The sequence below is a fragment of the Actinomadura sp. 1N219 genome, assembly GCF_044326405.1.
GTDB lineage: Bacteria > Actinomycetota > Actinomycetes > Streptosporangiales > Streptosporangiaceae > Spirillospora.
In genome coordinates, this window is record NZ_JBIRAY010000005.1 from 47161 (window position 1) to 67597 (window position 20437).

The 20437-nt window shown below is 72.1% G+C and carries 22 protein-coding genes and 1 pseudogene; 13 read left to right on the forward strand and 10 right to left on the reverse strand.

The features are described 5' to 3' along the window. Positions 1-13: 13 nt before the first annotated feature. The gene (locus ACH35V_RS17630) at positions 14-973 is read right to left on the reverse strand and encodes a helix-turn-helix transcriptional regulator (protein WP_395973532.1); all 960 of its coding nucleotides are present in this window, start codon (positions 971-973) and stop codon (positions 14-16) included. A gap of 62 nt (positions 974-1035) precedes the next feature. Here ACH35V_RS17630 and ACH35V_RS17635 point away from each other — a divergent pair, with 62 nt between their 5' ends. Beyond that, positions 1036-2160: an epoxide hydrolase family protein gene (locus ACH35V_RS17635; protein WP_395973533.1), complete on the forward strand. Its 1125-nt coding sequence runs from the start codon at positions 1036-1038 to the stop codon at positions 2158-2160. A gap of 128 nt (positions 2161-2288) precedes the next feature. On the opposite strand, the pseudogene ACH35V_RS17640 reads toward ACH35V_RS17635, so the two are convergent. The 5 genes and pseudogenes from ACH35V_RS17640 to ACH35V_RS17660 form a co-directional block, all read right to left on the reverse strand. Beyond that, positions 2289-2812: pseudogene (locus tag ACH35V_RS17640) on the reverse strand (DUF6596 domain-containing protein); the annotation flags it as partial. Next, entirely contained in the window at positions 2811-3311 is a 501-nt protein-coding gene (locus tag ACH35V_RS17645) for a pyridoxamine 5'-phosphate oxidase family protein (protein ID WP_395973534.1), read from the reverse strand. The gene ACH35V_RS17645 and the pseudogene ACH35V_RS17640, both read right to left, overlap by 2 nt. Before the next feature lie 78 nt (positions 3312-3389). Continuing rightward, a complete protein-coding gene (locus tag ACH35V_RS17650; protein ID WP_395974145.1) occupies positions 3390-3815 on the reverse strand; it encodes a VOC family protein in 426 nt (141 codons plus the stop codon). Positions 3816-4775: 960 nt separating this feature from the next. Next, positions 4776-5333, reverse strand: coding sequence for a GNAT family N-acetyltransferase (locus tag ACH35V_RS17655; RefSeq protein ID WP_395973536.1), 558 nt, complete (start codon positions 5331-5333; stop codon positions 4776-4778). Between the two features lie 2 nt (positions 5334-5335). Then, positions 5336-5671, reverse strand: a complete 336-nt coding sequence (locus ACH35V_RS17660; RefSeq protein ID WP_395973537.1) for a hypothetical protein — start codon at positions 5669-5671, stop codon at positions 5336-5338. Positions 5672-5866: 195 nt separating this feature from the next. Between ACH35V_RS17660 and ACH35V_RS17665 the strand changes: the two genes are divergently transcribed. The 5 genes from ACH35V_RS17665 to ACH35V_RS17685 are packed head-to-tail and all read left to right on the forward strand — an operon-like array spanning position 5867 to position 8684. Further along, entirely contained in the window at positions 5867-6241 is a 375-nt protein-coding gene (locus tag ACH35V_RS17665) for an ArsR/SmtB family transcription factor (protein ID WP_395973539.1), read from the forward strand. Between the two features lie 2 nt (positions 6242-6243). Beyond that, on the forward strand, positions 6244-6975 hold the full coding sequence (locus ACH35V_RS17670) for a cation transporter (protein WP_395974147.1): 732 nt from the start codon (positions 6244-6246) through the stop codon (positions 6973-6975). Positions 6976-7030: 55 nt separating this feature from the next. After that, on the forward strand, positions 7031-7648 hold the full coding sequence (locus ACH35V_RS17675; protein ID WP_395973540.1) for a methyltransferase family protein: 618 nt from the start codon (positions 7031-7033) through the stop codon (positions 7646-7648). Positions 7649-7666: 18 nt separating this feature from the next. Then, the gene (locus ACH35V_RS17680) at positions 7667-7951 is read left to right on the forward strand and encodes a hypothetical protein (protein WP_395973541.1); all 285 of its coding nucleotides are present in this window, start codon (positions 7667-7669) and stop codon (positions 7949-7951) included. A 10-nt stretch (positions 7952-7961) separates the two neighbouring features. Beyond that, positions 7962-8684, forward strand: coding sequence for a hypothetical protein (locus tag ACH35V_RS17685; protein ID WP_395973543.1), 723 nt, complete (start codon positions 7962-7964; stop codon positions 8682-8684). Positions 8685-8823: 139 nt separating this feature from the next. Here the strand turns inward: ACH35V_RS17685 and ACH35V_RS17690 are convergent, their stop codons facing one another. Both ACH35V_RS17690 and ACH35V_RS17695 read right to left on the reverse strand, forming a co-directional pair. Beyond that, complete coding sequence (locus ACH35V_RS17690) at positions 8824-10842, reverse strand: GTP-binding protein (RefSeq protein WP_395973544.1); 2019 nt, start codon at positions 10840-10842, stop codon at positions 8824-8826. Positions 10843-11357: 515 nt separating this feature from the next. After that, a complete protein-coding gene (locus ACH35V_RS17695) occupies positions 11358-12587 on the reverse strand; it encodes a hypothetical protein (protein WP_395973545.1) in 1230 nt (409 codons plus the stop codon). Between the two features lie 183 nt (positions 12588-12770). On the opposite strand from ACH35V_RS17695, the gene ACH35V_RS17700 reads away from it, so the two are divergent. The 6 genes from ACH35V_RS17700 to ACH35V_RS17725 all read left to right on the forward strand — a co-directional run bounded on the left by ACH35V_RS17700 (position 12771) and on the right by ACH35V_RS17725 (position 16843). Continuing rightward, complete coding sequence (locus ACH35V_RS17700) at positions 12771-13961, forward strand: tyrosine-type recombinase/integrase (protein ID WP_395973546.1); 1191 nt, start codon at positions 12771-12773, stop codon at positions 13959-13961. A 33-nt stretch (positions 13962-13994) separates the two neighbouring features. Continuing rightward, positions 13995-14153 carry a hypothetical protein gene (locus ACH35V_RS17705; RefSeq protein ID WP_395973547.1) on the forward strand — a complete coding sequence of 53 codons (159 nt, stop codon included), beginning with the start codon at positions 13995-13997 and terminating at the stop codon, positions 14151-14153. Positions 14154-14299: 146 nt separating this feature from the next. Beyond that, the gene (locus tag ACH35V_RS17710; RefSeq protein WP_395973549.1) at positions 14300-14899 is read left to right on the forward strand and encodes a dihydrofolate reductase family protein; all 600 of its coding nucleotides are present in this window, start codon (positions 14300-14302) and stop codon (positions 14897-14899) included. Positions 14900-15039: 140 nt separating this feature from the next. Continuing rightward, on the forward strand, positions 15040-15363 hold the full coding sequence (locus ACH35V_RS17715) for a YciI family protein (RefSeq protein WP_395973550.1): 324 nt from the start codon (positions 15040-15042) through the stop codon (positions 15361-15363). After that, complete coding sequence (locus ACH35V_RS17720; protein ID WP_395973552.1) at positions 15360-16595, forward strand: RNA polymerase sigma factor; 1236 nt, start codon at positions 15360-15362, stop codon at positions 16593-16595. The genes ACH35V_RS17715 and ACH35V_RS17720 overlap by 4 nt, the downstream gene beginning before the upstream one ends. 53 nt (positions 16596-16648) lie before the next feature. Next, the gene (locus ACH35V_RS17725) at positions 16649-16843 is read left to right on the forward strand and encodes a hypothetical protein (protein ID WP_395973553.1); all 195 of its coding nucleotides are present in this window, start codon (positions 16649-16651) and stop codon (positions 16841-16843) included. Positions 16844-17134: 291 nt separating this feature from the next. Here ACH35V_RS17725 and ACH35V_RS17730 read toward each other — a convergent pair whose 3' ends face one another. Next, positions 17135-18133, reverse strand: a complete 999-nt coding sequence (locus ACH35V_RS17730) for an alpha/beta fold hydrolase (protein ID WP_395973554.1) — start codon at positions 18131-18133, stop codon at positions 17135-17137. 74 nt (positions 18134-18207) lie between these two features. On the opposite strand from ACH35V_RS17730, the gene ACH35V_RS17735 reads away from it, so the two are divergent. Then, positions 18208-19077, forward strand: coding sequence for a helix-turn-helix domain-containing protein (locus tag ACH35V_RS17735; RefSeq protein WP_395973555.1), 870 nt, complete (start codon positions 18208-18210; stop codon positions 19075-19077). Positions 19078-19107: 30 nt separating this feature from the next. Here ACH35V_RS17735 and ACH35V_RS17740 read toward each other — a convergent pair whose 3' ends face one another. Beyond that, positions 19108-20091 (reverse strand): NAD(P)/FAD-dependent oxidoreductase, encoded by a 984-nt coding sequence (locus ACH35V_RS17740; protein ID WP_395973556.1) that lies wholly within the window; start codon positions 20089-20091, stop codon positions 19108-19110. Positions 20092-20437 lie beyond the last annotated feature (346 nt).

The following is a 20437-nucleotide window of genomic DNA, read 5'->3' on the forward strand; positions in this document are numbered from 1 at the left end:
CGGGGGACGCTCGTCACGCGTCTCCGGCCGCCGACGCGTAACGGCGGGCCAGGACGCGCAGATGATCGCGGAGCTCCGCGGGCTCCAAGACCGTGAACTCCACGTCGAGGCTGCCCAGGAACCCCGCCAGATCGTGCAGCGAGTCACCGCCCGTCTCCAGCACGGTCGTGTCCTCGTCCACGCTCTGCAGCAGGCCCGCCGCGGGCGCGAGCCGTTCGGCGAGCGCCTCGATCGGGGCGTGCAACCGCACTCGCGCCGGATACCGCCAGCCGCGCGAGCCCGCACCGCGCACGACGTGTGCCGCGGCGTCGCCGCCGGGAGGCTCGCGCGGGGCGAACCGCGGCCCGTTCGGCGTGCGCGGGGTGATCCGGTCGGCGCGGAACGTCCGCCAGTCGTCGCGGCCGGTGTCCCAGGCCAGCAGGTACCAGCGGCGGCCGGTGTAGACGAGGCGGTGCGGCTCGACCACGCGCGCGCCCTCCGTCCCGTCGTGGCCGCGGTAGTCGAACCGCAGCCGCTCGTGATCGCGGATCGCGGCGGCGATGGCGGTCAGCGTCGCGGCGTCCACGACGGGGCCGCGTCCGGCGACCGACACCGTCGCGGCCCGCAGCGCCCCGGTCCGGTGCCGCAGCCGCGGCGGCAGCATCCGCTGCAGCTTGGTCAGCGCGCGCAGCGACGTCTCCTCGATGCCCGAGACGGTGCCGGACGCGGCGGCGTGCAGGCTGACCGCCACCGCGACCGCCTCCTCGTCGTCCAGCAGCAGCGGCGGCAGCGCCCCGCCCGCGCCCAGCCGGTACCCGCCGGACGTCCCCGTCGCCGACTCCACCCGGTAGCCGAGGATGCGCAGCCGCTCGACGTCGTTGCGGACGGTCCTGGTCGTCACCTCCAGCCGTCCCGCCAGCTCCGCGCCCGACCAGACCGGACGCGCCTGCAAAAGCGCCAGCAGCCGCAGCAGCCGCACCGAGGTCTCCAACATTTGTCGATCCTCGCAGACATTGAGGAACCGTACGTTCCACAAGGGCCCGTAGCGTCGCGGTCATGACGACTTCACAGCACGGCATCCGCCCGTTCCGCATCGACGTCCCGCAGGCCGACCTCGACGACCTGCGCGACCGGCTCGCGCGGACCCGCTGGCCCGCCGAGGCGCCCGGCGGCGGCTGGAGCCGCGGCGTCCCGGTCGGCTACCTGCGCGAGCTGGCCGCCTACTGGCGCGACGGCTACGACTGGCGGCGGCACGAGGCGGAACTGAACGCGATCCCGCAGTTCACCACGCGGATCGACGGCCAGACCTTCCACTTCGCGCACGCCCGCGCCGCCGACCCCGCCGCGCTGCCGATCGTCCTCCTGCACGGGTGGCCCGGCTCCCCCGCCGACTTCATGAAGGTCATCGGGCCGCTGACGGAGCGGTTCCACGTCGTGGCGCCGTCCCTGCCGGGATTCGGGTTCTCCACGCCCGTCCGGGACGCCGGATGGGGCGTCAACCGCTCCGCCGAAGCCCTCATCGAGCTGATGGCCCGCCTCGGCTACGAGCGCTACGGCGTGCACGCCTTCGACGCCGGGTCGGGAGTGGCGAACACCATGCGGCTGCTCGCCCCCGGACGGATCGCCGGCCTGCACCTGTCCCTCGCCTCCACCGACGACATGCTCGGCGTCCTGTCCCCGGACGGGACGATGGGCGTCCGGCCCGGCATCGCGTTCGCCGAGGACGGCATGGGCAACTTCCAGATCCAGTCCACCCGGCCCCAGACCCTCGGCTACGGCCTCAACGACTCGCCCGCCGCCCAGCTCGCCTGGATCGCCGAGAAGTTCAAGGAGTGGACCGACCCCGCCGCCGAACTGCCCGACGACGCCGTCGACCGCGACCACCTGCTGACCAAGGTGACCCTGTACTGGCTGGGCGGGCTCGGCGTCTCGTCCGCGCACTTCGTCTACGAGCTGCACCAGGACCTCTCCCGGCCCGTGCGGCCCGGCGACGGCTCCCCCGGCGCGGTCCCGGTCGGCATCGCCGAGTTCTCCGCCGACCCCGCGGTCCGGCCGCTGGTCGACCCCGAGGGCGTCGCCGCCCACTGGACGACGTTCGACCGCGGCGGCCACTTCGCCGCCATGGAACAACCCGCCCCCCTGACCACCGACATCCACGCCTTCTTCACCCCCCTGCACTGACCCGTCCCTGAACGGGATCGCCGGAACGGACCGGCGCCGACCTGCCCCTTCGGAGAGACACGAGGCGACCGGACCCGTGTGGCAGGAGTGAATCGCCCGGCCCCCGCGCGGATCGGCGTCCGGCCTACGTCGTACCGCTCGACGATCTGCACCCAGTCGGCCTCCCCGGCCGCCGGGGCGTCGGCGTGCAGTGCCGCGATGGCCGCCTGGACCTGGAACCCGCCCAGGCGGCCGCGGGCGAAGGCCGCCTGCAGGACGCCGACGCCCTCGCTGATCAGGCACGTGTCCCACAAGCCGCGGTCCTGCTCGGCCAGCGGCACGAGCCCCCCGCCGGGGCCGGCGCGTGCCGGACGCCGCGCGTGGCGCAGCACTATGAGCGCGAGCAGCCCCGCGACCTCCTCATGGCCCGTCTCGGACGCCGGCCGGCGCGTGAGCCGGATCGCCACGGCTGCAAGGTCGACGTCGGCCCGAGTAGCCCTCGTCGAAGAGTAGGTACGGACGCGCAGCACGGTGGCGACGGCACCGGGCCGGTTGAGCCTTTCGCCCGAGACGGTCCGTTCTGCCCGGCTGACGCGCTGGCCATGGTCGCCTCCGGCACGAGGTAGGCCTGCGCGATCTGGCGCGTGGTCAGGCCGCCGACAGCGCGTCGCTCAGCTGCGCTGACGCTCCTCCCGCTGTCGGATCAGTTCCTCGACCGGGCTCGGCAGGGTCGTCTCGAAGTCGATCAGCTTCGCCCACGTCGGGGTCACGACGATCCGGACCATGCCGTCGTGGTACAGCGAACGCACCTCCGCCTCCCACTCGACCCGCTGCTCGGGCGACATGTCATAGGTGCTGGTCGTCTGGAGGTACTCGTCCGGGATGCCGTCGACATAGTCCAGCTCGGCCCGGCCGCGGATGAGAAGGATCTTGGGCGGGTGCGCCTCGGTGTCGATGGTCAGGGCGACCATCGGGTTCTCCCTCAGGGCCTGGAGCTTCGGAGCGTTCTTCGGCGTGCACACGACGATCTCCGATCCGTTCCAGGCGAAGATGATCGGGATGTTGCGGGGAGTGCCGTCCTTGGCGACGTAGGCCATGCGGGTCACGTCGCGGGCCAGCAGCTCTTGCGCGATCGGCCGGTTCAGAACCTCGGTGATCTCGTTCGGTTGCACGGTCAGCCCTTCGTCGTCGTTCCTTGGTCCGTCCAGCGGATCGTTCTGGCCGGTCGCAGCCCGGCTGCGAGGTGGCCGTCAGCCGAGCTGCTCGGACAGCCCGACGATGAGCCCCTCGGGGCCGCGGATGAAGCAGAGCCGGTAGCTGTCCTCGTACTGCGCCACCTCGCCGACGAGTTCGGCGCCGTGCGTGCGCAGGCGGGTGACGACGTCGTCGAGGTCTTCGACGAGGAACATGATGCGGCGCATGCCCAGCGTGTTCGCCGGCGCGTTCCGCGGCTCACCGCTGATCGCCGGAGGCGAGTGGAACTTCGACAGCTCGACCCGCCCGTGCCCGTCCGGGGTCCGCATCATGACGATGTCGGTACGGACGCCCTCGAGCCCGATCACACGCCCGACCCACTCCCCCTCGACAAGCCCCCTGCCCTCCAGCTCCATGCCGAGTTCGGTGAAGAACGCGATAGCGGCCTCAAGGTCTTCGACGACGATGAGCACGTTGTCCATCCGCCGGATCGTCATGGCGATTCCTTCCTCGTCGTGCGGGCCCCTGCAGCCGCTGATGCAGCTAGGACGGAGCCGGTGCCGCATTCTCGACACCGCAAGCGCGCTGAGTTTTTCGGGACCCTACTTTGGGCCGTCACCGCCCAGGGTGCCCACACCGGACGAGAGCCCGCCGACACGCGCGCAGGCCGGCTCCGCGGAACACCCGACCGAAGACCCTACTCAGGAAACAGCGACCGCAGGTGCCGAGACTGGTCAGGTGGCGTGGCGGGGCACACGCCGTCCCAGCTGCCCGACCTTCGAGCAGACGAGGCAGCAGCAGCCTGACGGTACCGGCCCACCGCTTCCTGCAGCCCCGAGCGGGCGGCAGGTGAGAACCGCAGGCCAGGGAGGACGGTGCCCGGCTGCCCGAAACCAGCACGACAAGTCCGAAAGGCTCGCCGCGTTTCTCAGCCCAGGCTGCCGGGGCGCTGTGGAGCACGAGGGCGCGAGCGACAGCGACGGTGACGTCGTCGCTGTTCGACGTCACGCTTGAGACGTCCGTCACCGACCCGAGCAGCGGCCTTACCGAGTACTCGATGGCCGTCTTTGACGGCTCATCCGCACCAACCTGTTCCCCGGACCATTCGTAGACCTCAATGAAAGCCCTGCTGACCGGCCCGGGAAGGGCCCCATCGTCACTGTCTGCTGGTGTTGGCCAGCTGGCTGGTGGCCCTGATCGGCGCGAGTACCGTCGCCGCCGCAATGGCGCCGCCGGTGTGATCGTGGTGGCGGAGCCCCAGACGCCGCGACGTCGCGTACGCCCGTACGGCCGGGACGCCTTCACCTTGGTTTTGCCGAGCGTGCCGAGGTGCAAGGTGAGTGGGACTGCCGGGTGCGGCCTGCTGCAGCACGGCCGAGCCAGGCGGTGGTGCCGACCGCCCGGCATCGATGAACTCTCACCTGGCACAGGGTGGTGCGGTTTCAGATGGGCGGTGGCGTCGTGGAGTTGGTGTGCGCCCAGATCATGCAGTCGTGCCAGGTGTCGTGCTCGGGGTCGGGGTTGGTCCAAGTACGGCAATGGTGTGGGAGGCGTTGTTCGTACTGGTAGCCGGCGCGGTCGGCCAGACGCAGCGAAGGGGTGTTGACGGGGTTGATCTCAAGCCAGATCCGGTCTAGGCCCAGTTCGTCGTGCGTCCAGCAGGTCAGCGCGTTGATACCGCGCAGGGCCAGGCCTTGGCGGCGGCTTTCCGGGCGCACCCAGTAGGCGAGTTCGGCGCTGTGCGGGCCGTCGATCATCAGGCCCAAGGCTCCGAGCAGGCGGTCGTTCTTGAGCAATCCGTAGGACGCTTGGCGTCCCGCATCTGGATCCCAGGCGTTCAGCGCCGCGCGCGCATCGCGAGGCGTGTAGGGCCCGGCTGGGCGCGGCCCCCACAGGGCATGTGCCGTCTCGGCGCCGGTGGCCTCGACCACGAGGGCGACGTCATGCGCGGTCAAGGTGCGCAGCCGCAGCCCCTTGCCCAGGTCGATGTCGGCGATCATTTTCACAAACCCTTGATCGGCCAGATGAGCCTGAATTCGCGGGCTGCACGCGCCGCGGTCTCCTGCGCGATCTGGGGGCGAGCGTCCCGGGCAGCACGAAGGCGAGACGTCCGGCCGACCAGGTCCCTGATCGCATAGGACCCCGGCATCAGGTCCGGGTGCTTGACGGTCGCGGCGGTGAAGCCCGTCCGAGCCCGCTCCCCCTCATCCGGTCGAGGCTCGATCCCAAACAGCATCCGGGTGCAGGTGACTTGTGCGTCGCAGTACCCACCGAGAAGGGAATCCTTCTCGGCCGGCGCGGCATCGTCGGCGAACTTGTAGGCGGCATTAACGCTCATGCCACCTACTATGAGAGCGAGGGCGATAGGCGGTCAAGTGCGTTACGTTGCCTACATCAGCGATCTGACCCGTGGCTCTGCAGTTGCCCTCGTCGCTGTTGGTGATGTTGTCGACGCCACGGGCCGCTCTCCACCCCTTGACCGATCACATCCCAGGACTATCATCGCGCTATGGCGATTGATTCTGATTGTGGAATGACTTCGCTGGACGGGCTTGCGCCGGCGGCGGCGCTGTTCCACTCCCTGGCCGACCCGGTGCGGCTGTCGATCGTGCAGCGGCTGGCGCGGGGCGAGGCCCGGGTCGTGGATCTGACCCGCGAACTCGGGCTGGCGCAGTCCACGGTGTCCAAGCACCTGGGCTGCCTGCGGGGCTGCAAGCTGATCGACTACCGCGCAGAGGGGCGCCAGTCGTTCTACTTCATCGCGACCCCGGAGTTGCTGGACCTGCTGCGCTCGGCCGAGCACCTGCTGGCCGTCACCGACCGCGCCGTCGCACTCTGCCCCACCTACGGCGACGGCGCCGACCAGCCGGTGGGCGCATGCGCTCCCGAGGGACGGCCGCCGACATGACCATGTCGTCGGTGGCACCCTCGCCGGTACGCCGGGTGGTCCTGGCGCGGCGGATGCGGTGGCTTGTGGCCGCCACCATCACCTACAACGTGTTCGAGGCCGTCGTCGCGATCGGCGCCGGGACGCTCGCCTCGTCGGGGGCGCTGGTGGCGTTCGGGCTGGACTCGGTGATCGAGGTCGCCTCCGCCGCCGCGGTCGCCTGGCAGTTCTCCGCGCTCGACCCGGAGGTGGTCGAGCGGCGCGAGCAGCGCGCGCTGCGGATCATCGCGGTCTCGTTCTTCGCGCTGGCCGCCTACGTCACCGCCGACTCGATCCGCGTCCTGGTCGGCGACGGCCAGGCCGGGCGCTCTACGCCCGGGCTGGTCCTGGCCGCCCTGTCGCTGGCGATCATGCCGTTCCTGTCGTTCGCGCAGCGGCGGGCCGGCCGCGAACTCGGGTCGGCCAGCGCGGTCGTCGACTCCAAGCAGACCCTGCTCTGCACCTACCTGTCGGGTGTGCTGCTGGTCGGGCTGGCGGTCAACAGCCTGTTCGGCTGGGCGTGGGCGGACCCGATCGCCGCGCTGGTCATCGCGGCCGTCGCGGTCAAGGAAGGCCGCGAAGCCTGGCGCGGCAAAGCCTGCTGCGCCCGTCCCACTCCGGCGGAGGCCACCGCCGCCGTCGACGCCTTGGCCACGGGCGCGAGAGGGAGCGACGACTGCGCGCCCTGCGGGCCCGGCTGCGCCTGCTGCTCCTGAGCTCCACTGCCCCTGCCCTGTCTAACGTCCCTGATCGAGTCTCACGGAGGGCATCGTGGCGATTGCCGCGCTGATCATCTACCTGCTCTGGGCCGCCCTGGCGTTCGGGCTTCGGTCCTGGACGCAATGGCGCCGCACCGGTGACACCGGCTTCCGCGGCGGCGGCCTGCCGCGCGGCAGCACACAGTGGTGGGTGCGGGCCCTGTCCATCGCCGCGCTGGTCATCGGCGCGACCGGGCCGATCGCTGCGCTTGCCGGTCTGGATCCCATCGCCGCCCTCGACCAGGCATGGCTGAGGACCGGCGGAACCGCGCTGGCACTGCTGGGAGTGGCCGCCACCCTGGCCGCGCAGGCGTCCATGGGCGCCTCCTGGCGGATCGGCGTCGACGAGGCCGAGCGCACCGCCCTGGTCACCGGCGGGCCGTTCGCCCTGGTCCGCAACCCCATCTTCACCGTCATGATCGCCACCGCGGCCGGACTGACGGCCATGGTCCCCAACCCGCTCGCGCTCACCGGCCTGGCCCTCACCGCGGTGGCGTTCCAGTTGCAGGTCCGCATCGTCGAAGAGCCCTACCTGTGGGCCGTCCACGCAGATGCCTACGCCGCCTATGCCGCCCGCGTCGGCCGGTTCCTGCCCGCCATCGGCCGCCTGCACCCCGGTGCCCGCCAGTGATGCGCACCCTGCCCCCGGGTGCTGCCCAGCCCGTCCGGCAAACCCGCGCCACCACCCGACACCACCGCGACGCTGCGCGCTTTCGCCCACGACCTGGGCCGCCGGAGCCCCAGGACACGCGAGGCGGCCCGGTTCCTCACCGACCTGTTCGACCAGCTCACCGCCACCTGGAACACCGGCCAGGCCACCCGCCGCGACGACCCGCTGCGCGGCGCCCTTGCCCGAGGCGGCGGCTGCCGGGCGAGTCATGTTCTCCATGTAGTTGTTGTACTGAGCTTGACCGCCTACATTCCTGGATTCTAGTGTAGGCGGCATGATCGTTAATGACGCCTACATGCGCCTTGGTGTGGCTCGCCGCCTTCACGTGCTCGGTGATTGGGATCGCGCCGCTGCAGTGCTGGCCGAAGAAGAGAGCACCGAAGCGCTCGAACTGAAGGCCGAGATCCTGTACGAGCGGTTCTTGTTCCGAGTCGACGGCATCGAAGCCGCAGCCGACGCGATAGCCGCCCTCGATCCGGAATCGCTGCAAGCCCGTCTGCTCACCGCCCGGCTCGCCTACACCCGCCTGCTCTTCCAGCTGGACCCGCTGCCAGGGGACTACGAGACCGCAGAGGCCGGGTACCGTTTCGCCGCCGCCGACCCGACGACGCACGGATGGGCCGAGTTCCACTGGGCTGCGCTCCTCGACAACGTCCGCGAAGACAGCGTTGCCGCAAGGGCGCACTACGCCACGGCTCTGCAGGCCTCCCGCCAGGAAGGCGACTTGATCCTCGAGTCCATCGTGCTCCGCCACCTGGCCTGGCATGTCATCAACGACGGCGATCGCGAGGAGGGGCTGCGCATGCTGCGGCGCTCGCTTCACCTGCGCTCCGCAGCAGGCATCCGTCCGCAGATCGCCGCGGCCCAGCTGCTGCTCGCCGGTGAGCTGCCCAAGGACGATCCTGAGCGCGCCACACTCATCGAGTCCGCTCGGAACGTCGCCGACGAACTGGGCCTCAGCTGGGTCCGGACCGGCCTCGAGAAGCTGGCCGCGTAGGCCGGGCTGCCGTCACGTTCCGCTCACAGGCCCGACGCCTCTCGCTGCACGGCCTTGGTCTCAGGTGAGTGGCACCGTGGCCGGACACCAGGGACGCCACGGAGCCTCGGCACCTGCCCCTGGCGGAGCTCGGTCCGTGTCAATGGCTTGGTCCGGCGCGGCTGACACGGCGGAGGACGCGCAGCAGGTACTCCTCTCTGTTCAGGGGGTCGTGGTCGGTGCGGGGACGGGTCGGGGCGGGGCCCTGAACGGGGGCATAGTGGTCGAAGACCGACTCGAGGACGCCCTCGCCGCTGGTCAGGGGTGGTAGCCGCTGCTCCAGATCGTGGACGCGGGCGGCCGGGATCTCACCCTCGATCAGGTAGGCGTCGCCCATGGGCACGGGTTCACCGGGGACGGCGCGGAGGCGTCCGAGGACGGGCAGGACCACGCCGTAGGCGTCGGCGGGGATCTCCAGCCGGAACCGGTGGACGGGCTCCAGGACCTCGGTGCCGGCCTCGGTCAGCGCGGCCATCAGGACCAGCGGGGTGAGATTGCGGAAGTCGCCGGCCGTGCTGGACATGCTCTTGTCGAACGTCGCGTGGGCGTGGCTCTGGCGGGGCCAGTAGCCGGAGCGGGTCATGGTCACCAGGCAGTCGGTGACCCGCCACCCGCACAGGCCCTGGCTCAGGGTCTCCCGGACGGTCTCCTCGACGGCGCGGAAGAAGGTGTAGGGCATCGCCCCGAGCTCCACGCCGAGCCGGAACTCCACGCCCGAGCCGGGCGGCGCCGGGTCGACCCGCAGGCCGACCGTGGCGAGGAACGGATTGGCCCCGGTGTCGATGATCTCCAGCGCGGACCCGCTCCCCGTCGGACGCTCGATGCAGATCGTCGTCGTCTCCCGGAAGGTCACCTCGACGCCGAAGTCGTCGGCGAGCGTGGCCTGGACGACCTCCTTCTGGACCTCGCCGTAGAGCGAGACGGAGATCTCCCGCCGGACCGGGTCCTCGCGGAGCGCGATCAGCGGGTCCTGCTCGGCCAGCTGGGCGAGGGCGAGGTGGAGCGCGCCCCGGTCCGTCCGCTCCGCCGGGACGACGACCGTCTCCAGGGTCGGCGGAGCGAACTGCCGGGCCCGCGGGTTCGGCGGCGGGACGGTCCCGATCGGGTCGCCGACCCGGACCCCGTCCAGGCCGCGGATCCTGGCGATCAGCCCGGCCCCGGCCTCGGACCGCCCGACGGCCTCCCCCCGGTCGAACACCTCGATCGCGGTGACCTTCCCCTCCTCGGCCGTCGTCTCGGCGTGGCGGACGGGGAGCCGGTCGCGGACGCGGACCGTGCCGGAGAACAGGCGCGCGTAGGCGATCCGCTCCCCGTCCGGACCGCGCTCGATCTTGAAGACGGTGCCCGACACCGGGCCGCCGGAGCGGCCCTCGGCGGCAGGCAGCAGCTCGGTGAGGCCTCCGATGAGGTCGGGGACGCCCGCGCCGGTGATCGCCGAACCGTAGTAGAGCGGATGGACGAGGCCCAGGCGGGTCTGCGCGGCGAGTTCCGAGCGGAGCCGCGGGTAGGCGGGCGGCCGCTCCTCCAGGTAGGCGTCGAGCAGGCCGTCGTCGTGCTCGGCGAGCAGTTCGAGCAGCCGGGCGGAGAAGCCGGGGTCGGCCTCGCCGTAGGGGGTGCAGCGGGCGTCGCGGGTACCGAGCCCGGCGACCGAACCCATCGCGATCACGCCCGTGGTCAGCCGTGCGGAGATGCTCCGCAGCAGGTCCTCGTCCCGCGCCCCGGGCCTGTCGACCTTGTTGACGAAGACGAGCGTCGGGATGCCCAGCCGGCGCAGGGCCCGCATCAGCACCCGGGTCTGCGCCTGGACGCCCTCCACCGCCGAGACCACCAGCACCGCGCCGTCGAGCACGCCGAGCACCCGTTCCACCTCGGCGATGAAGTCCGGGTGGCCGGGAGTGTCGATCAGATTGACGGCGACCGCGTCGACGACGAAGGACACGACGGCGGACTTGATGGTGATCCCGCGCCGCCGCTCCAGCGCCAGGGAGTCGGTCCGGGCACTGCCGGCGTCGACGCTGCCGAGCTCGTCGATGACTCCGGCGGCGTACAGCAGCCGCTCGGTCAGGCTCGTCTTACCGGCGTCTACATGCGCCAGAATCCCCAGGTTCAGTGTTCGCACTGACGTTCATGCCCCTTGCGTAGCTGGTGATGACCTGCTGGGTGGACATGAACGTGCGGCGCATCGTTTCCCCTGTTCCTCGTTCCTCCGGCTTCCGCCCCCAGTACAGCCACGTCGCCCGCGTCCGCGCAACCGAGTTACGGCCCGGCGACGACGTGGAGGCCCGACGACCTCGAAGCCGGCACCAGGTGGCGTCCAAGAGTCCGCCCACCTGGTCTGGGCCGGGGCAGAGAGCCGGTCAGCGCTGGTCAAAAGGCAGCCGAAGCAGGTCAGCCACCGGGTCCCCGAGCGATGAGGGCCTTGCCGGAGTCACCCGGCGGTGTTCCGGCGAGCCCACTACAGGAGCCATGATCATTTAGGCGTCGACTACTGATCCTGGGTTCCTCGACCTCGTACGAGACCCGCGCCGCCTCCCCGGCCTAATGCGGAGGCGCCGCTAGGCCACCGACCAGTGGCACGGCCGCCGCGAATCCCACCGCCAACGCTGAGGACCCTCTTCGCCGGGCGGGCCGGGATCAGGTGGGTTGCTGGGTGGTGCGGGGGCTGTCGGGCCGGGGAGTTTGTCCGTCGCCCTGGTCGTCCTGGTCGTGCCGGTTGTCGCCGGAGCGTTGAGCGGCCGCCGCGGTTGCGGCGGCCTCGGCGCGGGCGGCGCGTTCGCGTTGCTCGGCGGCTTCCGCGCGGGCGGCTTCCAGCGCGGTTTCGAGGCGGTTGGACACGGCCTCGCAGGCCGTCAGAGCGGCCCGTGCGTCGGCTGCCTCGGCGGCGGCCTGGTCGGCGGCGGTCTGCAGGTCCCGCGAGCGGCGGTCGAGCGCGGCGGCTCGGGCTTCGGTGGTCTGCAGGTCGCGCAGGGCGGCGTCGCGGGCGTGCTCGGCGGCTTCCGCACGGGTTCGCTGGGCGCGGGCCTCGCCGCCGGCGGTGGCCAGCGCCTCTCGCGCAGCGGACAGGGCATCGGTCGTGCGGGCGAGATCGGTCCGGGCGGCGTCCAACTGGCCGGTCTGGGCGCGGATGGCGGCGTCCCGGCGGGCCAGGTCCTGCTCGTGGCCCTGGCGGGCCTCGCGCAGCTCGGCGGTCTTGGCGTCCCGGGCGGTCTCCGCGGCGGCTTGGGCCTCGCGGGCGGCGTCGCGGAGCTGGGTGTGCGCGGCGATCGTCTCGGCGGTGTCGGCGCGGACCTGCGCCAGCGCGGCGCGATCCCGCTCGGCCACCTGCTCGGCGGCCCGCCGGGCCTGGGCGGCGTCCGTGGCGGCGGTTTCCGCCCGGGCTCGGGCGCGGTCGGCCTCCGCCGCGCGGGCGTCGGCGTCGGCCTCGGCCTGGCGGGCGGCGACGGACTCCGCCTCGGCCCGCTGCACCCGGGCCAGCCCGCCCGCCTGCGCCTGGGCGAGGGCGTCGGTCAGGGCGGTGAGCTGTTCCTGCAGCCCGCCGATGGCCTCGGGCAGTCGTCCGGCCAGGGCTTCGGCGCGGCGGAGCGGTTCGTCCAGCGCGGCGGCGTCGGCGGCGCGACGGTCCCGGCTGGCCTGGTCGGCGTGGGCCTTGCTGCAGTACTTGGCCGGACGGCCACGTCCAGGCGGCGGCAGCGGCTGCGTGCAACCGGCCAACGCGCACTCCCCGCCAGGACGTGGCGGCCCGTCCTCGGCCGCTGCGTTCGGCACCACCTCCGGCCCCTCGGGATCGGTCTGCCGGTCGGGTTCCTGGTCCGTCTGCGGGACGCCGGTAGCTGCCGCTTCTGCGGCGATGTCGTCGCTGCTCACGCGCCTCACCCTACACTCATGGCGATCTAGTATCGCGTTGCTCTGCGCGAAATCATTTACGCGACGCGCGATACGCGCTAGATGAGAGTGTGTGAGGCTCCAGGATAAGGACGGTTATCCTGGTGTCTCTTCGTGATCTCGCGAACCTTGGGTTCACCAGGGGCCGACAGGAGGCCAGAGCGCATGGGCGCACCGCAGGAGCCGTCGCCGGGGGTGATTGCCGGGGAGGTGATCCCCGCACGCTCCGTTCCGGCGTCGCGTGTCTTCCTGGGGGAGCCATCGGGCCTTGATCCGATCGCCGAATCTGTGGCGCTGCTGCCCGCTTTGCCCGCCGACGGGCCCGGCGACCGGTACGGCATCAGGGTGTTGACCGCGGCCTGGCTGCGCGGTCAGAACAGCGATGCCACCCGCCGCGCCTACTACCGCGACCTCGCCGCCTGGCTGGACTATTGCGCCCGCACCAGCCTGGATCCGCGGACGGCCCGCCGCGCGGACGTGGACGACTGGTCGGCGTCGATGACCGTCGGGGTCGGCGGCGCGGTCCGTCCGCCCAGCGCCGCCACCCGGGCCCGGCGGCTGGCGGCGGTGTCGTCGTGGTACACCTACCTGCAGTCCAACGACGTCGCCGACCGCAACCCGACCCTGCTGGTCAGGCGCCCTTCCGGCGCGGAGATCGCGGCGTCCGCGCGCAAGGCCCCCACGCTCAGCGTCCCCGAGACCGCCCGGCTCCTCGACACCGCCGAGGCCCGCGCCGCGGACCGCGGGACGGAGACCGCCTGGCGGGACGCGGCCGTGATCGGGCTGCTGTTCTACACCGCGCTCCGGGTGTCCGCCTTCACCCAGGCCGATCTGGCCGACCTGGACACTGAGGCCGGCTACCGGGTCCTGCGGCACCGCGTGAAGGGGAAGGGGCCCGGCGGCCGCGACCTCGTGCGGCTGGACGGCGAGCTGTGCCGCGTCCTGGACGCCTACCTCGCCGTCCGCGCTCGCCGCCACCCGGACGGCGCCTGCCCGCCCGGCCCGCTGCTGGTCACCGTCCCGCACCCCTACGACCCCGCCAAGCCCGGCGGCAAGCGCCTCACCCAGCGCGACGTCACCAACATCCTGCGTCGGCAGGCGGAACTGGCCGGGCTGCCCGCGGCCCGCCGGCTGACCCCGCACAGCGGGCGCCGCACCGTCATCACCACCCTGCTCGGCAACGACGTCCCGCTCGCCAAGGTCCAGGACCTGGCCGGGCATGCCGACCCCCGCACCACCCGCGGCTACGACGACACCAACCACAAGCTGGCGGCCTCGCCGGTCACCGACCTCACCCGCATCCTCGCCGGCCACCGCGCCGCCCCGCCGCCGCCGAACCCCACCTCAAACGAATGACGGACGGCGGCATGGGAGGCGATCGAGGCGCAGGTGTCGCGCGCTGACCTGGAGTGGTCGCGGCCGTCGCACGTGTTCCAGAACTACTTCAACTACTTCCGGCCGGAGACGATCGGTCCGGCCGACACCCCGATGGTCGCCCGGCAGGGCCCATCGGGCTGGCGCTGGTGTTCTGCCAACCGCACCCACTGACCCGGCCCTGGAGCCGCCTCGGTGGCGGCCGGCGTGCTGGAGAAGTCCTCAAACAATTTCGACGGCGGTGTCGGATCGGGCCAGTCGTGTTCGTGGAAGTGGTGAAGCCGCCCAACGGAGGCGGCGCGAGAAAAGGGAGCAGCACCATGAGCGCCACCTTCACTGTCGACTTCTTCTGCAGCCTCGACGGCTACGGCATGGCCAGAGGTTGGCCCGGGTACTGGGGGAAGGAAGGCCCTGAGATCCGCGAGGACCGGGTGCGCACCTTCGCGCAGGACCAGGTGCTCGTCTTCGGCGCGACGACGTTCCGGCAGTTCCGCAAGTTCGTGGTCGAGTACGACGAGCCCTACTACGACAGCCTGAACGAGCTGCCGAAGATCGTGTTCTCCAGCACGCTCGAAGACCCGCTCGGGTGGCAGAACTCGACGGTTCTCAACGAGGACGCAGTGACGGCGATCGAGCGCCTGAAGCGCACCACGGACGTCCCGATGCGTTCGCACGGCAGCGTCTCGCTGAACCGCGCTCTGCTCGCCGCCGGCCTCGTCGACCGACTCGAAGTCATCATGTTCCCCGCCATCTCAGGTCGCGCCGGCGAAGCGGCGCTCTTCCACGACGGGGCGGAGTTCGACCTGGAACTCATCGAGTCGACCGTGCTCGACGGTCGCACGCACAAGCTCGTGTACACCCCGCACCTTCACGGCGAGATCCCCGAGGGCGTCGGTCCACGGCTCCGAAACGCGGGCTAGGCGTGGCAGGGCAGGGCCGAGAGAGGATTTGAGCATGCAGTACCTGGTCAACGTCACCGGCAGCCGCAGCGACCCGGCGCCGACTGAAGCACCTGCCCGGTAGACCACACTGTTTCGACACCACAGGGGATGATCTCCAGATGCAGTACCTGGTTTCCGTGATCCACGACCAGTCCAGCCTCGCCACCCCGGACGAGCAGGCCGCGATCGACGTGTTCAACGACCGGCTCCAAGCCGAGGGCCATTGGGTCTTCGCCGGCGGCCTCGCCTTCCCCGACACGGCCACCGTCATCGACAACCGGGGTGGGGAGGCGCTGGTCACCGACGGGCCCTTCCTGGAGTCCAAGGAGTACCTCGCCGGCTTCTGGATCATCGAGGCGCCCGACCTCGACGTGGCGCTCAAGCTGGCCGCCGAGGGGTCGAAGGCCTGCAACCGGAAGATCGAGGTGCGGCCGTTCCAGTGAGCGACATCGAGGAGGCGATCACCCTGGCCCACCATGCGGAGTGGGCGCGGGTGATCGCCGCCCTGACCAGGCGTTTCGGTGACCTGGACATCGCCGAGGAGGCGGCGGCCGAGGCGTTCGCGACCGCCGTCGAGCGGTGGCCGGCCGACGGTGTGCCGCCCAACCCCGGCGCCTGGCTGACCACCACCGCCAACCGCAAGGCCATCGACCGGATCCGGCGCGAGAACAAGCGCGACGACAAGCACAAGGAGGCTCAGATGGTGTACGACGACGACCCGCCCGAGCCTGTCGGCGCCATCGACGACGACCGGCTCCGGCTGATCTTCACCTGCTGTCACCCGGCGCTGGCGATGGAAACCCGCGTGGCGCTGACGCTGCGCATGGTGGGCGGTCTGACCGTGCCCGAGCTCGCCCGGGCATTCCTGGTGGCCGAGACCGCCATGGGGCGGCGGATCACCCGCGCGAAGGCCAAGATCAAGGCGGCGCGCATCCCCTACCGTGTGCCGTCCGCCGAGGATCTCCCGGCACGCGTCACCGGCGTGCTCGCCGTGCTGTACCTGGTGTTCAACGAGGGCTACCTGGCGACCGGCCCCGACACCGGCCCGGTGCGTCCCGGCCTGACCGCCGAGGCGATCCGGCTCACCCGCCTGATCCGCGCCCTCCTGCCGGGCGACGGTGAGGTGGCCGGGCTGCTGGCGCTGATGCTGCTCACCGAGGCCCGCCGCCCCGCCCGGGTCTCGACCGGCGGCGAACTGGTCTCCCTGGCCGAGCAGGACCGTGGGGCCTGGGACGCGGCGTTGATCGCCGAGGGTCACCGGCTGGTGCGCGAGCGCCTGGCCGCTGCCGCCGCCGGGATCGCTCCGGGCCGCTACCAGATCCTCGCCGCGATCAACGCCGTGCACACCTCCGCCCGCGACATGCGCGACACCGACTGGTCGCAGGTCCTCGCCCTCTACGACCAGCTCGTCCGCCTCGACCCCTCACCGATCATCGCCCTCAACCGGGCCATCGCGGTCGCCGAACTCGACGGCCCGGAGGTGGCACTGGCAGCCGTCGACCACCTTGAGGACCAACTGGCCGGTTATCACGCCTACCACGCCACCCGCGCCGACCTGCTGCGCCGGCTGGGCCGAAGCCGGCAGTCGCGCGCGGCCTACGACAAGGCCATCGAACTGGCGGGCAACACCGCCGAGACCGCCTACCTGACACGTCGCCGCGACCAGCTGCGGTAGCCGCGATCCCGATCGAACCAGGACGGCGTGGTGGAGCGCGTCGGCATCATTGGGTGGGCGAGATCGGCCGGGCGATTGCGGTGGGCTTGTGCGGCGGAGCCGGCGAGGTGCCCGAGCGCTACGACGCGGTCCAGGTGTGCGCTGGCAACCAGGCGGTGGTGGACCGCTCCGAGGTCCTGATCATCGCGGTGCGTCCCGCAGACCGGTACGAAGCGCTGGCCTGCGGGTGGACGACGACACGATCGTGATCAACGTGATGGCCGGCGTCGGCGACGACGAGGTGCGGCAGGTGCTCGCCACCGACGCACGCTGACGACCCGCTACTGGTATCTCGCGACACTCACGTCGTGGGCGGCCGGTCACGGCGTCCCCTCCGGCGAGGCGGACCGCTACGTTCGCAGCCTCTTCCAGGGCGTCGGACGCGCCCTGAGCGACGAGACCCGCACCCCTGCACCAGCTCGCGGCCGACCACGAGACCCCGAACGGGAACAACGAACGCATCCGCACGACATGGTTCGATTCCGCCGGCCGCGAGGCCCTCACCCGGGCCCTTGATGACCTGCTCGCCGATCTGAACCAGCCGGCGTCGGCGCCGTGTGGGCTGCGGTGAAGGGCAAAAGGGCTGCGGCCGTTCTCGGAGGGTCTTCGAGCATGGGTGAGTGGCCGAGGCCGGGCAGGACCTCGACTTTCGCGGCCGGGACGGTGCGGTAGTCGGCGGCCGACGACGATCGCCATCTCCGGTCGTCCTCGCCGAAGATCACCAGGAGTGGCTTGCCGAGGGGCGCCAGCCGATCGGGGAGCGTGCGCTGTTTCAGGTAGTCGTCGACGGCGCGCGACGTCGCGGTGAGCGCGTGGTAGGTGACGCCGCGCACGTCGTCGACGAGCTGCTGCGGGATCTCGTAGCCGGGGCGGCTGAACGCGGTGTCCAGGCCCCGGCGGATGATCCCGTCGGTGCGGAGCCGCCACAGCAGGTGCCCGACGACGGGGACGAACAGGAGCCGGCCGACGAACCCGTCCGAGACGAAGGCGTCCAGGCGGGGGCCGGAGTCGATGAGCGCCAGCGCGGTCACCAGGTCGCGGCGCTGCTCGGCCAGGGCGGTGGCGACGGCGCCGCCGGTGGAATGGCCGACCACGATGGCGTGCCGCACGCCGAGCCGGTCCAGCGCCTCGCCGACGCGGCGTCCCTGCTCCGGGATCGCGTAGCCCCCGCCGGACGGCTTGGCCGACCGGCCGTGCCCGAGCAGGTCGATCCGGATGACGCGCGAGGACTCCGCCAGCATCGGGACCAGCGGGTCCCACCAGCGGGTCGATCCGGCGAGGCCGTGGATCAGCACGAGCGCCGGGGCGTCGCCGGGGCCGTCCTGGCGCACGTGGACGCTTCCGCCGTGCAGGGGAAGGGTCGAGTCTCCGGTGGCTTCGGCTTCCTGCCGCGACACCGCCGCGGCGTTCGCCAGGAGCAGCCCGGCGACCGTGAGGGGGACGGCCGAGGCGATGACGCGGCGGCGTCTGCGGCGGTTCTTCGCGTGTTTCGTGGTCATGGGGGCACTGTCGCCGCCCGGGCGGGGCGGTGGCTTGAACGAATGTTCCCGGCGGCCCGCCGTACCATGTGGTGATGCGGTCCATCGTGCGCGAGCGTGCCGATGCGCTCGCGTGGGACGTCGCGGCGCCGGAGCGGCCCAGCCGGGTGGCCGGTGTCAGCATGGCCGGGTTCCGTGACCGCGGCGGGTCCGCGGCCGGGCATCGGGCGGTCCCGCATCCGGCGGTGTCGCTGGCCCTGGAGCTCGGCGCCGGGCCGCTGATCGTCGACGACGCCGCCGGACGCAGGCAGCGGGGAAGCGTCGTCGCCGGGCTCGGGCTCGGTTCCGGCGCGATGTGGGTGCGAGGCGAGCGTTTCGAGGCCGTGCAGGTGCGCCTGTCGCCGCTGGTCGCGCGCGAGATCCTGGGCGTCTCCCCCGCCGAGCTGGACGGCGCCGTGATCGCCCTCGGCGACCTGTGGGGCCGGGACGCCGCGCGGATCGGCGAGCGGCTGAGCGAGACCTCCTCGTGGGAGGAGCGCTTCGCGCTGATGGACGCCTTCCTCGCCCGGCGGCGTGAGACGGGGTCCCCGGTCGACCCGGAAGTGGCCTGGGCGTGGGACCGGATCGTCGGCGGCCGCGGGCTGGTCCGGGTCGATCGGCTGGCGGCCGGGGTCGGATGGAGCCGCAAGCGCCTGTGGTCCCGGTTCCAGGCGCAGATCGGGCTGCCGCCCAAGCGCGCCGCGCGGCTCGTCCGCTTCGACCACGCCGCCCACCGGCTGGCCGCGGGCGAGGACGCGGCCCGGGTCGCGGCCGAGGCCGGCTACGCCGACCAGCCCCACCTGCATCGCGACGTCGTCGCGTTCACCGGGGCGACCCCGGTGACGGTGGCGGGCGAGCCGTGGCTGGCGGTCGACGACGTCGCCTGGCCCGGCCGCAAGCCCCGGGCATCGTCCTTCCGGGCGTAGGCCGCCGGGACCCGATCGTCGGTTAGGCGTTCACGCGGCGGGCTCGGATGCGGGCGAGAACTGCGGCTCGTGCGCGGCGACGGCCTGGCGGGTCTCCTCGGCGATCAGGTCGGCGTTGATCTGGGCGGCCGCGGCGGCGCCCGCGCTGGCGGCGGCGCCGACCTGGGCCATCAGGTCGGTGACGTTGCCCGCGACCCACACTCCCGGCACGCCGGTGCGTCCCGCCGCGTCGGACGGGACGTGCTCGCCGACCCCGGCGGGATGCTCGACCGGCCGCAGTCCGAGGCCGTCGAGGAAGGCGGCGCGGACGGTCATCCGCGGCGCGACGGCCATCGCCTCGCGGCCGACCACCGTTCCGTCGGTCAGCCGCACCCCCTCGATGCGGTCCTCGGCGATCACCAGGGACACCACCTCGCCGTCGATCACGCGGACGCCGCGGGCCGCCAGCTGCTCGGCCTCCTCTCCGGCCGGCGGCGGCATGGTGTGGGAGAACAGGACGACGTCGTCGCTCAACTGCCGGAACAGCAGCGCCTGGTGAACCGCCATCGGACCGCCGGCGAGCACGCCGATGGCCTTGTCGCGGATCTCCCAGCCGTGGCAGTACGGGCAGTGCACGACGTCGCGTCCCCACCGGTCCCGCAGGCCGGCGACGTCCGGCAGCTCGTCCACCACCCCGGTCGTCACCAGCAGCCGGCGTGCACGGACGGTCGCGCCGTCGGCCAGCGTCACGGTGAACCCGCCGGAGTCCGGGACCGCCGCGGCGACCTCTCCCGGCACCACGTGACCGCCGTAGTGGCGGACCTCGGCCCGGCCGCGCTCCAGCAGCTCGCCCGGGCTGATCCCCTCGCGGCCCAGCAGGCCGTGCACGCCTTCGGCGGGCGCGTTGCGCGGCGCGCCAGCGTCGATCACCGCGACGGTCCGCCGGACGCGGGCCAGCATCAGCGCCCCGTTCAGACCCGCGGCGCCACCGCCGATCACTACCACGTCATAGTCGTCTCTCAACTGGTCGGTCATCGTGACCACCTCCACGCCGACTATGCGTTCACGCCGGCCGAACAGGCAAAACTCTTTGCCGGGACGGCAAAAGCCTGTCCGCGGGCTGGTCGACGGGTGTGAAATGCGGTGGACGGGTTTCGCGGCGCCTGTCTATCGTGTGGCCCGTGTCCAGTCCTGAGGCATCAAGACGCTAGCCACCGGTTCCTCGGTGGCCATTGATCATCGTCACTCGGGCTGAATCCTCCCTGGAGGTCCGCCGCCTTCCGCCGCCCCGCTGGGGCTGCCGAGGCTCGGTCTCCTGCGCGCGCCGCCGCACTCGCGCGTCCCACCACGCATGCCGCCTCGCACGGCTGGTCGGGGACGT